The organism is Bacteroidota bacterium (assembly GCA_016721765.1).
In the GTDB taxonomy this organism is placed as follows: Bacteria; Bacteroidota; Bacteroidia; order UBA4408; family UBA4408; genus UBA4408.
The window spans coordinates 483,512-497,658 of sequence record JADKHO010000001.1 but is presented as its reverse complement, the minus strand read 5'-3'; the positions used below and the strand labels follow the sequence as shown (position 1 = coordinate 497,658).

Sequence of the window (14,147 nt, the reverse complement as noted above, 5' to 3'; positions counted from 1 at the left end):
AATATTTAAAAAATCAGGTGGTAAATTTGTATGTTAAATATACTTATAAACAGTAAGCGTTTTAAAAGTATTCGATTAATGCATTTAAAGGGGATAATTAGTTGAATTAAATCGTCTACTATTTAATAAAATTTGCGTGCCTTTTGCAATTTGAAAAAGCAATTAATTCAAATAAAGTTTAATACAACAGTTTCATTCTAATGCTTACTTTTGAAGTCCAAAAAAATAATATGATTAAATCGATGACCGGCTTTGGAAAAGCTACAATAGATGCCAATGGGAAAACAATTGTGGCGGAGGTGCGTTCATTAAACAGTAAGCAACTTGACTTAAACATAAAACTCCCTTCAGCATTTAGAAGCAAAGAATTGGAGTTGCGCAATAGCGCTGCAAAATTAATTGAACGTGGCAAAGCAGATGTATTAGTTTACATCGAAAATAGTGACCCGGAAAAGCTTGTTTCAGTTAATACAAGTCTTGCCAAAAGTTACTACCATGAATTTAAAAAGCTCGCAATAGAGTTAAATGAATCATCTCACGACCTGCTTTCTCATATTTTAAAAATGCCCGAAGTGTTAAAGCCTGAAATTATTGAACCGGATGAGGTACAAGAAAATCTGCTTAAGGACTGCTTAGACAAAGCCATCGCAGCCTTCATTAGTTTTCGAACTGCCGAAGGAAAAGTACTCGAGAAGGAATTTGTGAGCCGGCTTGCGAATATATTAAATCACTTGGCTGCAATCGAAAAGAAAGATAGCAAGCGAGCTGTAGAACTAAGAAAACGCATTGAAAAAAACTTAGAAGAACTTATCCAAAAGGAACGGATCGACCAAAATCGACTAGAGCAGGAGTTGATTTACTACATCGAAAAAATGGATATTACCGAAGAAAAATTGCGCCTGAAAACCCATTGCGAATATTTTCTGAAAACCATGAAAGAGGAAGAATCAGTTGGAAGAAAATTAGGATTTATTACGCAAGAAATTGGCCGTGAAATCAATACAATCGGCTCAAAGGTAAATGATTCTAGCATGCAAAAATTAGTTGTTCAAATGAAGGACGAATTGGAAAAAATTAAAGAACAACTCCTCAATGTTTTATAACCGTTACGAACTCTGAAATGCAAGGTAAACTCATTATATTTTCGGCCCCTTCCGGCGCAGGTAAAACTACCATTGTACAACATCTACTCAAAAAATTTCCGGTATTGGAATTTTCAATTTCGGCATGTAGTCGCACCATGCGAAAAGATGAAAAGGAAGGCGAAGATTATTATTTTTTATCGGTAAAGGATTTCAAAAAAAAAATAATTAACGACGAGTTTCTCGAATGGGAAGAAGTATATACCGATCACTATTACGGAACACTTAAATCAGAAATTGAACGCATTTGGAATAAAGGGCATCATGTTATTTTTGATGTGGACGTACATGGCGGTTTAAATCTTAAGAAAATATTTGGTGAGAGAGCCCTAGCTGTTTTTGTAAAAGCACCTTCCATTCAACATCTCGAAAATCGCTTAAAGCTACGCGAAACCGAAACACCCGAAAGTATTGCTCGAAGAATTAGTAAAGCCGAACAAGAAATAAAACTGGCCCCCGATTTCGACAAAATTGTGTTAAACGATAAAATGGAACATGCTTTCGAACAAGCAGAAAAATTAGTTACAGAGTTTTTAAATAAGCAATAAGAGTTAATAAATGAAAGGCTTGGAAGAAGAAAAATTATGCTACCCCATTGGCAGATTTAAGCTTCCCGAGAAGGTAACTAATAAGGAGCTGACACAATTTTTAAGTGACATTGAATCCCTTCCATCCCAAATGAAACTTCTTGTTCAAAATTGTTCCGAACAACAATTGCAATTAACCTATCGTAAAAGCGGTTGGAGTGTTAAACAAATTTTAAATCACTTGGTCGATAGCCACTCCAATTCGGTAATTCGTTTCAAATTAGCACTAACCGAAGCTATCCCGGTTATAAAACCGTATGATGAAGCTAAATGGGCCCTGCTATCCGATACACAAAACTGCCCTATTCAACTTTCACTCAAATTATTGGATGCCATACATCAACGCTGGACTATCCTTTTAAAATCATTAAGTAATGAGGATTGGGAAAAGAAATTATTTCACCCCGGTTCCAAAATAGAATATAATTTAAAGCAACTCGCCGCACTATATGCTTGGCATGGAAAGCATCACCTTGCTCACATCCAATTGGCTTTAAATACGATAGGTTAACAGCTTATTTATTTGAAGCTATCTAAAGCTTTCTTGGCTTTATCATTGCCCGGGTCTATTTCCAATACTTTTTGCCAATTTTGTTTGGCAGCAACCGTATCTTTTTGCTTCATTCCTTGAAATCCTAAATAAGAATACGCCTCAATTAAATCTTTTTTGTTTTTTTCTATTTCTTCAGTTTTAATAAGACTTACAAATTTTTCATAATGGGGTTTTGCCAAGCCTTTCTCGTTGCTGGCATCCAGCTGTGTATTGGATTTAGCTCTCCACAAATAGCCTAAAGGTAAAGTTGGATTTGATTTAATGATTTGTGAAAATGAACTATCCGCATTCACAAAATCCTTCGTAAAATAATAGGCACGACCCATCCCAAAATAGTCATTCGCATTAGGTTTACCCATGGTTAACTTTTTTTGATAATTGCTAATGGCTTGTGCATATTTTTTTTGCTTCATATAAGAAGATGCAATTTCACTGTATAAATCGGTTTTAGAAGTATCCAAATCCAAAGCCTTGTTTAATCGCTCAATTCCCAAAGAATCATTATTTGTTTTAATCAGCAACTTTCCATTGTACTCATAATCTTGTGCTAAAATTTTTGTTTTTTCCACATCTGCTCGCTTAAAAAAAGCATTGCTTTTGGAAAGACCATTCGCAAAATCACCGGTTTCGAAATAAGAAAAAGCAAGCAATCGATTCAAAATATTATTACTCGTATCCAGTTTTTGGATTTCATTTATTTCAGCAATAGAGTTGGCATATTCTTTACTCAAATACAAAAAGGAAGCATAACGTGTTCTTGCATCCAAATTGTTGCTCGAAAGCTCTAAAAAGCGCTTGTATTTAGCCTTGGCAACATTGTACTGCTTGGCCATATAATAAAGTTCTCCCTGCTCACGATATGCCGGAGCAAAGGATGAATCAATAAGAGCAGCCTTTTTATAATATTCTAAAGCCAAGTTATAATTACGAGCGCGTCCATATAATTGCCCAATTCGTAAAATGGCTTTTAAAGAAGATTTGTCAATTTCAGCTGCTTTTTCGTAGTTTTTTATGGCATTGCTACCATCATTATTATTTTCTAAATACGCATCTCCGGTAAGAATGTATACTTCTGCATTTTTAGGTTCAAGTTTCGCAGCACTTGTCAAAAGGGAAAATGCAGCCATTAAATCTTTCTTTTCGGCTTGCGTATAGCATTCTGCAATTTTCATTTGCACCAAAGCATTCTTATTAGCACTTAAGGTGAGGGCATTTGTAAAGGTTGCCTTTGCCTCATCGTATTTACCACTATACCACAATACTTTTCCGAGTCCAACAAAATTTATAGGATTGGCAGGATTCACTTCAGCTCCTTTTTTGTAAGCCAGTTGTGCGGAATCCAATTTCTCCGATTTAAAATAATTTTCTCCCATGTAAAAATAATTTTCACCTAAGGTGGGTTGCTGTTGCACAAGATTTTTATACATCCTTGTGGCAGCATAAAATTGTTCATTGTCGGTCAACTTAAGCGCATCTTTCAACGTTTGTCCAATAGTTACTTGTGCGACTAAAAGAGCAAGGGCTAAAATTACTTTCTTCATTTTTTGTGGATTGTTTTAGTTTTTTATCTCTACGATTCTGCTGGGGATAGTTGCCGGTACAAGTCCTGACTTCAATATCATACGTTGTCCTTTTTCACCCGCAACAAAAGAAACAAAGCCCGTGCCAAGTCCTGCGCGGGTTTGTCGGTTTATCATATACACATCTCTGCAGAGCGGATATTCTTTTGTTTTTATGTAGGCCTGATAAGGCTTATAAAAATCAAGTCCCTCCGATTTTGAAATCCCTACTACTTTTACTTTCGTTAAAAAGCGTTGGCTTAGTGTGTCGTCTTGATCACTAATCCAGTTCACACTAATAACGCCTAAAGCATTCTTATGTGTATTCACATAATTAATCACTTCAGGATTCGACTTTACTGCAAAACAATTTTTTTGGTAGGGCTGATTATCCAGTAATACCTCCCTTAAATAACGCTCATTTGCTGAATTGTTGTTGTCGAATACAACATTTATCCTGCCTTCCTGCGATTCCGGATTTACTTGCTTCCATAAACTGTCTTTTCCCAACAATATAGATTTTAATTGGGCTAAACTTAATTGTAGATTTATATTTTCATTATTTACAATCAAGGCAACAGCATCTTCGGCAATTTTTGTAGAAATGGGATAAAGGTTATTCTTTTTAAATTGTAATCGCTCATCACTACTCAAATCACGATTTATGACAATAACTTTGCAGCAATCTTTCATAAGTGCGCTCAGTGCCTCTTGCTCAGGAAGATAGCTTGCGTGTATGCTACCCCGCTTATACAGTTTTTGAAAGGTATAAATTTGTGAATCAAATAAAAGTGAATAACTTTCATCCACCACAATACTAACTTTACCGGAAGTGGTGGTATCTGTAAATTGTTTTGGCCCTCCACTATCGCACCCTAAAAGTGAAATGAATAAAATCAGGAGCGTGCTGTAAAATACTTTTTTCATTTATTTTCCTCAGTTTTAGCCGCTTTTTGTTCCTGGAAAAAAATATAACTCTTACGCTGACGATTTAAGATATATAATCGAAACACTCCATAAATAATTAAAATACCACCAATTATAATTCGATTGTTGGGAACCATTTCAATCATAAAATTACTAAAAGCCACTGCTATGCCCAATGCAATATAAACCAACACCATTAGCAAGCTAAAGTAGAATAATGTTTTTCTTAATCCTGGATTCTCACTTATCATACGATTATAGTTAAAGAAATAGCGTTGAGTAAAACCCAACGCTATTTACGATTGTACTTTATTTAAACTTTTATTTTAACACAAACTTAATAGGTAAATTAAACTGAACAGACACTTGTCGACCATTTTGCTTACCTGCTTTCCAATCCGGCATGTTCGATACTACACGTAATGCTTCTCTGTCACATCCAGACCCACCTTTTACCCCACGTGCAATTTTAGCATCCTTTATTTTACCATCCTTATCTACTACAAATGTAACATAGGCTGTTCCCGAAATGCCATTGTCTTTTTCCATGGCAGGATAGTTAATGTTTTTGCTCAAATACTTGAACAACTCTTCTTCACCACCCGGGAAACTTGGCATTTGTTCCACTATTGTAAATACTTCTTCCGGCTGTGTTCCAACAACCTCATTACCGGTTCCGTCGGGGATAATAATATCTCCGCCATTACCTTCCTGAGTTTCGGTACTAACCTGTGTTTCCGAAAGTTTTTCTTGTGGAGGTGGAATTTCTTCATCGGGAACCTCTTCATCGGTTACAACCGGAGGCACAAATTTTACCGTTTCCATAACCGGCGGTGGTGGCGGTGGTGGCGGTGGTGGCTCTGTTTCATCAATGGGTGGCGGTGCAGTTAAATCGATTGCCACTTCTGTATTGTTTTTTAGCGCATCATCTTCCGATGGAGTTAATAAATCAATAATCTTTGGAAGCAATGCAAAAAACACAAATGCACTTATGCCAATCAGTAATGCAGAGGTAACCGTGCGGTTATATCCCTTTCTAATTTGATAAGCTCCATATTCTTTGTTCTTATTTTCAAATACAAGTTCGTTACGTCCTTCAAAAACAACGTTACTCCAATCTTGTACAAACATTCCGTTTTTCTCTGCCATGTTACAAAATATTAATTGGGTTGTTGTTTAACCAGTTCAAGTTCAGGGGCACTAATATCAACTAATGCATACTTTCCTACATAGCAAATATTTAATTCATCCAGCATGTCAATCACATTGCCATAAGTTGCTTTATCGTCGGTTTTTACGAGTGCCATCAAGGATTTTTTCTCACCTTTAATTTCTACCGCCATACGCTTAAAAGTACTGTCTGCTATTTGACGTGTATCTCTTTTTTTCTCCAATTCCATAATACGGGTAGCTACATCTTTATTGTAATCTTCCAATAAAATTTTGTGTATGCCATCCTTACTGAAATTGGTTTTATTCAAAGTGGTTGCAGGTTTCCCATCCGGATTAGTAGCCGCATAAAATTCACCGTAATACCAATACACCTTATTGTTCTCAGTGAGTAAAAAGGTAATTGCATTTTTTACCTTTGGTTGCTTTTGCTTTTCTATTGGATCGGCCGGCATATTCAGCTCCATTGTTTTGGGTTTGCTGAAGGTGGTGGTGAGCATAAAAAAAGTAAGCAACAAAAACGCCAAATCCACCATGGGCGTCATGTCTATTTTAGTGGACGATTTTTTGGCGCGTTTTTTCTCATGTTTACCATGACTGCCACCACCGTCTGAATTTAATTCTGCCATTTAATTTCGTTGTTTAAACTAATTAGTTAAATGTATTTCTTGTGTTCCATTTTTAGGGATGCACGCTTTGCGAAAATTCCATAAGTGGAAAAATTTTTTTTTACTCTTTGTCTTTCGACTCCAAATCAGTAATCAAATTAAACCGATAAATTTCCTTTTTCTTGAAAATATCGAATACTTGTTTTACTGTGATGTAGTTAGATTTTGCGTCAGCTTTAATGGCAAATCGCAAAGGTTCATGTTTTTGACCGGCATCTTTTAAGGCACGTTCTGCCAATGCACCATTTCTCCATCCTGCTTGAATCCAATCGCTCAACTCATTACTAGCTGTTGTGTCTGCAGGTATTCCCATTGATTTGAATTTACCTTTTTCTGTTTCAGATAAAGCAATATATTGTTTCAATTGCTTAATAGGAACTCCAAAACTTGTCATGAGGGAAAAGCGTTTTTGTTCTTCCGGTGTAAAATCTATTTTATATTGCTTACCCATATCCAATAAGGTCTTTATTTTGGTCTCCTGTCCACTAATAGCATAAAAAATTTTGCCATCATGATCCACCGAAATCAACATTACATTTTCTGGTAATATTTTTTCCGAAATGGAAGAAGGAGTATCCACTACTGCAGGCTCAGTTGCACGAAACTGCGTGGTCAACATAAAGAAGGTTACGAGGAGGAAAGCCAAATCCACCATCGGCGTCATATCCAGCGAAGGACTGCTGCGGGGAACTTTAATTTTAGGCATTTCTTATTTATTTAAAGAGGTTTACGAATTCAATAATTTCAAAAAAAATTATGCTTTGTGTTTTTCATTAAATGTTTGCACAATGCTGAATCCTGCCTCATCAATACCATAAGTTAAGGTGTCAATTTTGTTGGTGAAATAGTTATACATAATAATCGCTATTGTAGAACCAATAATACCTAAAGCCGTATTAATAAGTGCTTCGGAAATACCTGTTGCAAGTGCTGTTGCATCCGGTGCACCGGCCTGAGCAAGCGCGGCAAAAGCACGAATCATACCCAATACTGTTCCAATAAGACCAATTAAAGTGGCAATAGATGCACAAGTTGAAATAATAACCAAATTCTTCGAAAGCATCGGCAATTCTAATGAAGTAGCTTCTTCCAATTCTTTTTGAATGGCTGCGATTTTACCTTCTTTATCCATTGTGTTGTCATTCTCCACATACTTGTATTTACCTAAACCAGCTTTAATTACCGCAGCAATTGAACCTTTTTGTTTATCACACTCTGCCATTGCAGCATCAATTTTATCAGTGCCCATCAAGTTTTTTACATTGCGGATAAAAGGCTCCACTCGTGCGCTGCCTTTTGCTTTTGAGATAGTAATAAAACGCTCAATTGAAAAGGTAAGAACTAATAAGTTAACAGTAATCAAAATTGGTACAATTGGACCTCCCATATAGATTACACCAAGGTAATTGCCTGTTACTGGATGACCTTCTGCATCAAAATTTCCGGGGGCTCCCAAAATAAATTTGTATATAATCCATGATACCACTAAAGCCGTAGGTATAACTATAGCTGCGAATAGCGCTTTGAAACTACTCTCTTGTGTTGATTTTGTACTGCTCATTTTTGTCTTGTTTATTGGTTATTAAATTGGTTTTAAAATTTCGATTTTTATAAGTGAGGCGCAAGTTTAGTAATTATTTTCTCAAATCACAAAACGCGGTTTAACAGCTGTTATTGTTGTTAATGATTTTTTAACAATTGAGCCAAATCAAATGTTCCGCTTATTTTTCTCCGTTCACAAAATTTTGCTTTAGCCCAATTGCACAATAATTTTTTACTTTTGACCACCTAATGCCACAATACTAATGAAAGAAAGGATAGCTGCTTTATCGATTGAAGTTGAAAAATTTATTGCTCAAAGTGAGGAAAATCTAGAAGGATTTAGAGTGAGCATGTTAGGAAAAAAGGGCGCTATAACCGAGCTTTTTGAGGAGTTTAAAATGGTGAGCCCTGAAGTGAAACGCGAAATGGGGCAAGTGCTCAATCAACTTAAAAATAAAGCTCAAGAAAAAATTGCTGAATTCAAAGATATTCTTGAGGCGAAAGTAGTTGAGCCCGCAAATCAAGTAGATGCTACTCGCCCGGCTGATGCACCTTTGTTGGGCTCTAGGCATCCATTAAGCTTAGTGCGGAATGAAATAATTTCAGTGTTTTCCCGAATCGGATTTGTGGTAAGTGAAGGCCCTGAAATTGAAGACGATTGGCATAATTTCTCCGCGTTAAATTTTCCTGAGGAACACCCGGCAAGAGACATGCAGGATACTTTTTTTATCGATCAGCAAATTGCATTACGCACGCATACTTCATCCGTGCAAGTGAGGGTTATGGAAAATTCAAAACCGCCCATTCGAACCATCTCGCCGGGAAGAGTATACCGAAATGAAGCAATTTCTGCGCGTGCACATTGCCAGTTTCATCAAGTGGAGGGATTGTATATTGATGAAAATGTATCTTTTGCAGATCTAAAACAAACGCTCCTTTATTTTGCCAAAGAAATGTTTGGTGATAAAACTAAAATCCGTTTGCGCCCCTCTTATTTTCCTTTCACAGAACCGAGTGCCGAAATGGATATCTCCTGCCCATTCTGCGAAGGCAAAGGTTGTAACATTTGCAAAGGAGCCGGCTGGGTGGAGATACTAGGCTGCGGAATGGTGGATCCGAATGTGCTTGAAAATTGCAACATCGACAGTAAAAAATATACTGGTTTCGCTTTCGGTATGGGCATCGAACGCATCACCATGTTGAAGTATAAAATTAATGATTTGCGTTTGTTTTTTGAAAATGATGTGCGTTTTCTGAATCAATTTAAGTCGGTTATTTAAATTCTTTATTGTAAAAAATGAATACTTCTGAAAGAGTGGTTTCCCTATTGAAAATGCTCGAGAAGGAACCGTATGATTCATTTTTAAATTATGCCTTGGCTCTCGAATACCACAAGCAAGGCAAACTTCAAGAAGCAATTCAACTCATTCTTCAACTCCTAAATCGGGATGAAAATTATTTGGGGGCCTATCTGCAAATTGGTCAACTGCTCGAAGAAGCAGGCGATTTGAAAGAGGCTTTATTATGGTATGAACGAGGTTGTGTTATTGCTAAAGTTCAAAAAAGCACTAAGGCACTTTCTGAATTAAACCAGGCCATTCAACAATTAAATGAAGAGCTTATCGAATAAGTTGTTGTGGTAATTTGTAATGGGAAGTATTCAAATAGTTTTCAAAGCCCTTGTAATTTTGAATTTCATTTAAGGCTTCTGCTAAATTAAAATTAGGTTGCAATTGGAAATAGCTAATGCCTTTTGCACTAAAATATTCAGCCAAATAAACTTGCTCGGTTTGACCTGGCGTAGGCACAAAAATTGCTTTTTTGCCGAGTGCCGCTAAATCCATTATAGAGCTATAACCCGAGCGGCATAGAACTGTTTTTGAACAGCTTATTAATTCACTTAATTTCTCACTGGATAAATGATTAAAAGAAGCAGATAGCTCACTGCTTTCGAGTGTTTTGTTTGAATCTGTTAGCCCTCTCACAAAAACAGTTTTTAGTTTGAGTCCTTTCAATTCCGCTATCACTCTATTTTCTAAAATACTGCGCTGTGGTTCAGGTCCGGATAAAAGGATACATAGGTCATATTTGATTACATTGGTTTTTAGTTTTTGTGCGGATGCAAATCGTGACAAAGGACCAATATACACGATGTTATTGGGTGTCTTTTCACCGTGAGACAAGGCTCCAGATAAATTCAAGGAACCTGCTAAATCCGGCACCCACACTTGATTATAGCGCGACAAAAACCAAAAATTAATTTTTGCTACCAGCGATTTTAATATTGGAGTTTGGATAAATAACTGATGGCTAATAAAAACACTGTAAACTTCCTTGTTCCAACAACCATATCGATTATCCGAAATAACCACATCGATGTGGTGTTGCTTGATGATATTGCGAAGCGTTAAATGTTCTTTTAAAATGCCTTTTATCATGCTGGGAATGGATGCTACTAGCTTCACCCATAAAAAGTGTTTTGAGTAGTGCATTTCGTAACCCTCAAAAACGATAAACTCAAGATTCGGAAATTCAAGTTGCAAGAGCTTTAGCGGTTTTTTATCAGCTGCAATAACAACAGTATGTCCCTCTTCGATAAGTTTTCGAATAATAGGAATACAGCGGCTTGCATGCCCTAATCCCCAATTTAATGGACAAACTAAAATTCGCTTTTGCATACTTCTTTAAAGGAATTTAATGGATTTAAAGTTTCGGGAGCAATTAGTTTGAAATTATAATCAAAGTCCTTTTCTCTAAGGTTGCTAAATTCAGAATTCAAGTGCGCAAAGATAATTTCTGATTTCATAAAGTGTTGTAAAATTAATTAAACACCAGAATATCCAATAAATTAGAATGCTGTAGGAATATTGACGAAGCGCAATCAGTAAAATTGATTTTAGGGAAAAAGAGGAATACCAATGAATGTGTTTTTATTGAAATACCAAAACCAATGTCCCGCCTGTGATTAAGCTTGCTCCCAACAGAATTTTCGGAGTGAGCGGTTCATATAGAAAAAAAAGGGCTAAAAAATTGTAATAACAAGACTTGTTTTAGCTATGCTTGCAATTACCGATACAGGGCCTATTTTAATGGCACGACAACAGAAAATCCACGAAAGTGTTGTGGTTAATCCTTAAATACATAAGTATATTAAATCGCGTTTGGTGAAATTTGAAAGTTGAGTTGTGTAGCGCAAAGCAAAGGCATTCATCCAAATAAAAACGAAAACAGCAGAGGTGCGTATGGCCGGTGCTAAATCGTTCGGCACATTTTTTAATCCAAATTTTGCAATTACGGAAGTGAGCCCTGCAAATACCATTGAGGCTAAAGCATATAGAACCCAGAGTGGCATTGTTTTTTTGAATTTGATAAGGTTAAGGTAGAATAATCACTACAGATTGGAAATGAAAAATTGCAAACTTTGAAAACTTAAATTAAATTCGCTCCATATATTTATTAATCCAAAAGACAAGATGAAAAAAACCTACATGTCAAGAACATCGATTGCTGCAGTAAATCATTTAACAAGAGTGGTGCTTTTTGCTGTTATCGCATTATTCACCTATTCAAATTTGAATGCCCAAACAACCATTACCACAGAAAACGGAACAAATTTTACAGGAGGTAATGGTGTTGCAGGAAATTCGGCAATAACTTTTGTTATTGAAAATACAAATAGCTTTGCAATTCAGATTACTCAAATTGATAACTATTGGCAAACAGCAAATACTGGCACAACCCCCTCTTTATGGTATAGTTCTACCTCTTTGGGAGGTGCTCCAACTATAGCTTCGCCGGATTGGACGCTCATTACAGGGCCAATAAGTCCGATTACGGTAGCAGCAAATGGATATTATCCAACCTTTACAGGGATGTCCTTTACAATCCCGGCTGCAACTTCGTATCGTTTTGCTTTGCAATCCACAGCTGGAATTCGTTATAGCGGACCAACACCTGCGCCAACACCTACTACTTTATCTGCTGGTGGTGTGAATTTAAATGTGTACGATTTTTCAATTGGAGCAACGGTTGGTTACGGTGGAGCTTTCCCGAGCCCAACAAATAACCCAAGAGCGTTTACAGGAAGAATTACTTTTGTTCCTGCAATTGCTTGCACCGGCACCCCAACAGCCGGTTCGGTTGCAGCAACAGATACTTCTGTTTGCCCTGGCACAAACTTCAATTTGAGTTTGGTGGGTGCAACACTTGCAAGTGGCTTATCCTTTCAATGGGAAAGTTCGGCAAATAATGTCAATTGGTCTCCAATAGTAGGCGCAACACAGTCATCTTATCTCAGTTCTCAAACTACGGATACATATTATCACTGTATTGTTACCTGTTCCGGACAAAGTTCAACCTCAACCAGCTTATTGGTTACTACCAATACTTTCGTGGATTGCTATTGCGCTTCTGCTGCTACTGGAGCTGCAGGTGCAGATATTGATAATGTATCTATAGCAACCCTCAATAATGGTGTTGGAACACCCGCAGTGAGCAATCCTGCTTCAGTTAATTTATATACTGATTTTACATCACTTCCCGCAACCGATTTAATGCAAGGAATAAGTTACCCTATATCTGTTACACAGATAAACAGTGGTGCTGCAATTACAACATCCTATGTTACGGTATATATCGATTACAATCACAATGGAACGTTTGACTTAATTGACGAAACGTATTCCATCGCACAAACCTCTACTGCAAATGGAAACATAGCAGCAGGAACTATTACTGTTCCATTTACCGCCCTTACAGGAACAACAAGAATGCGTGTTGTGTTGAGAACAGGTGGTTCAGCAACTCAAAGCGCATGCGGAACTTATGCTGCCGGTGAAACAGAAGATTATTTGGTTAATGTATTGGCAGGAACTGTTTGCACAGCGCCTCCAACTGCCGGAGCTGCCGTTGCTACTTTTACTTCCGGCTGTTTTGGACTAGCAACTACAATTTCCTTAAATGGCAACTCTGTTGGCTCCGGACAAACTTATCAATGGCAAATGTCAACTGATAATGCAACTTGGTCGAACATTAGCGGAGCAATAAATAGCTCTTTAATAATTCTAATAAGTTCAACCGCATATTATCAATGCATAGTAACTTGTAGTGCTCAATCTGCCACTTCCTCCAGTATTCAGGTTTCTTTGAATCCACCTACGTTGTGCTATTGTTCCACTGGTTTAGGTGGCGCAGGATGTTCAGCTACAGACCGAATTACAGCTGTGGAAATTGTGAGTACTTCCCTAAACAGTTTATCAGCTGATACTTGTTTTGGTACTACAGCAAATACCTTAACACCTTATCCTGCATCAGGAAGCACTACAGCCATTTTAACAAGAGGAGATACATACACATTCAATATTACTACTTTAGCTAATAATATTATTTCACTTTGGATTGATTATGACCAAGATGGGATTTTTGGAACAAACGAATGGACAAGAGTTTGCACCACTTCGGTTGCCGGAGTTGCTAATACAGTGCAAGTTTCCATTCCATGGGGCATTCCCGGCGGGCAAACAGGTCTTAGAATAAGAAGCAGAGCCGTAAATAATACGAACGATTCCACATCTGCTTGCACGAATTTCGGTTCCGGAGAAGCAGAAGATTATATTGTTACAATTGATATCGGAAATGGAATTAAAAAGTCAATTCAAAATCAATCGTTCACTATTGCCCCCAACCCTGCACATGAGTTTTTTATTCTATCCTTTAACAGTAATTCTTCCGAAAAAAATCTTTTAAAAGTATTGAATACTCGAGGCGAATTGGTGTATTCTGAAACCATTAGCAATGTGAGTGGAAAATACAGCAAACAACTTGATCTTAAGAATCTTGCAAAAGGAATTTATTTTGTTCAATTGATTTCTGATTCTTCTAACAGCACGCAAAAGCTTATTGTAGAATAAATACTACTACATAAAAAGCAAAAAGTCCCTAATTTTAGGGACTTTTTGCTTTTTAGAAATGTTTATCTTTACGACTTTAACATAAAATGC

General features: G+C 36.9%; 14 protein-coding genes and 1 pseudogene. 6 read left to right on the top strand and 9 right to left on the bottom strand.

Going from position 1 to position 14,147, the window contains the following annotated elements; all coding sequences use genetic code 11:
* Nucleotides 1-230: 230 nt before the first annotated feature.
* From IPP32_02030 to IPP32_02020, 3 genes are read left to right on the top strand one after another with little or no spacing between them, the layout of a single operon-like run.
* Complete coding sequence (locus tag IPP32_02030) at nt 231-1,103, top strand: YicC family protein (protein ID MBL0046865.1); 873 nt, start codon at nt 231-233, stop codon at nt 1,101-1,103.
* Nucleotides 1,104-1,120: 17 nt separating this feature from the next.
* The gene (gene gmk, locus IPP32_02025) at nt 1,121-1,690 is read left to right on the top strand and encodes a guanylate kinase (GenBank protein MBL0046864.1); all 570 of its coding nucleotides are present in this window, start codon (nt 1,121-1,123) and stop codon (nt 1,688-1,690) included.
* 10 nt (nt 1,691-1,700) lie between these two features.
* Nucleotides 1,701-2,240, top strand: a complete 540-nt coding sequence (locus IPP32_02020) for a putative metal-dependent hydrolase (GenBank protein ID MBL0046863.1) — start codon at nt 1,701-1,703, stop codon at nt 2,238-2,240.
* A gap of 8 nt (nt 2,241-2,248) precedes the next feature.
* Here the strand turns inward: IPP32_02020 and IPP32_02015 are convergent, their stop codons facing one another.
* The 7 genes from IPP32_02015 to IPP32_01985 form a co-directional block, all read right to left on the bottom strand.
* Nucleotides 2,249-3,823: a hypothetical protein gene (locus tag IPP32_02015; protein ID MBL0046862.1), complete on the bottom strand. Its 1,575-nt coding sequence runs from the start codon at nt 3,821-3,823 to the stop codon at nt 2,249-2,251.
* A 15-nt stretch (nt 3,824-3,838) separates the two neighbouring features.
* On the bottom strand, nt 3,839-4,768 hold the full coding sequence (locus tag IPP32_02010) for a substrate-binding domain-containing protein (GenBank protein ID MBL0046861.1): 930 nt from the start codon (nt 4,766-4,768) through the stop codon (nt 3,839-3,841).
* A complete protein-coding gene (locus IPP32_02005) occupies nt 4,765-5,019 on the bottom strand; it encodes a hypothetical protein (GenBank protein ID MBL0046860.1) in 255 nt (84 codons plus the stop codon). The genes IPP32_02010 and IPP32_02005 overlap by 4 nt, the downstream gene beginning before the upstream one ends.
* A 70-nt stretch (nt 5,020-5,089) precedes the next feature.
* The gene (locus IPP32_02000) at nt 5,090-5,899 is read right to left on the bottom strand and encodes a TonB family protein (GenBank protein MBL0046859.1); all 810 of its coding nucleotides are present in this window, start codon (nt 5,897-5,899) and stop codon (nt 5,090-5,092) included.
* A 29-nt stretch (nt 5,900-5,928) separates the two neighbouring features.
* Nucleotides 5,929-6,567: a biopolymer transporter ExbD gene (locus tag IPP32_01995; protein ID MBL0046858.1), complete on the bottom strand. Its 639-nt coding sequence runs from the start codon at nt 6,565-6,567 to the stop codon at nt 5,929-5,931.
* Nucleotides 6,568-6,667: 100 nt separating this feature from the next.
* The gene (locus tag IPP32_01990; protein ID MBL0046857.1) at nt 6,668-7,312 is read right to left on the bottom strand and encodes a biopolymer transporter ExbD; all 645 of its coding nucleotides are present in this window, start codon (nt 7,310-7,312) and stop codon (nt 6,668-6,670) included.
* A 48-nt stretch (nt 7,313-7,360) separates the two neighbouring features.
* Nucleotides 7,361-8,167 (bottom strand): MotA/TolQ/ExbB proton channel family protein, encoded by an 807-nt coding sequence (locus IPP32_01985; GenBank protein ID MBL0046856.1) that lies wholly within the window; start codon nt 8,165-8,167, stop codon nt 7,361-7,363.
* A gap of 244 nt (nt 8,168-8,411) precedes the next feature.
* Between IPP32_01985 and pheS the strand changes: the two genes are divergently transcribed.
* Together pheS and IPP32_01975 are read left to right on the top strand one after the other, a co-directional pair.
* Entirely contained in the window at nt 8,412-9,428 is a 1,017-nt protein-coding gene (pheS, locus tag IPP32_01980; GenBank protein ID MBL0046855.1) for a phenylalanine--tRNA ligase subunit alpha, read from the top strand.
* Nucleotides 9,429-9,445: 17 nt separating this feature from the next.
* Entirely contained in the window at nt 9,446-9,778 is a 333-nt protein-coding gene (locus IPP32_01975; GenBank protein MBL0046854.1) for a tetratricopeptide repeat protein, read from the top strand.
* Here IPP32_01975 and IPP32_01970 read toward each other — a convergent pair.
* The gene (locus tag IPP32_01970; protein ID MBL0046853.1) at nt 9,768-10,826 is read right to left on the bottom strand and encodes a glycosyltransferase; all 1,059 of its coding nucleotides are present in this window, start codon (nt 10,824-10,826) and stop codon (nt 9,768-9,770) included. The two genes, IPP32_01975 and IPP32_01970, sit on opposite strands and share 11 nt — an antisense overlap.
* Nucleotides 10,827-11,078: 252 nt before the next feature.
* Nucleotides 11,079-11,500: pseudogene (locus IPP32_01965) on the bottom strand (EamA family transporter).
* Between the two features lie 121 nt (nt 11,501-11,621).
* Between IPP32_01965 and IPP32_01960 the strand changes: the two are divergent.
* Complete coding sequence (locus IPP32_01960; GenBank protein ID MBL0046852.1) at nt 11,622-14,057, top strand: T9SS type A sorting domain-containing protein; 2,436 nt, start codon at nt 11,622-11,624, stop codon at nt 14,055-14,057.
* Nucleotides 14,058-14,147 lie beyond the last annotated feature (90 nt).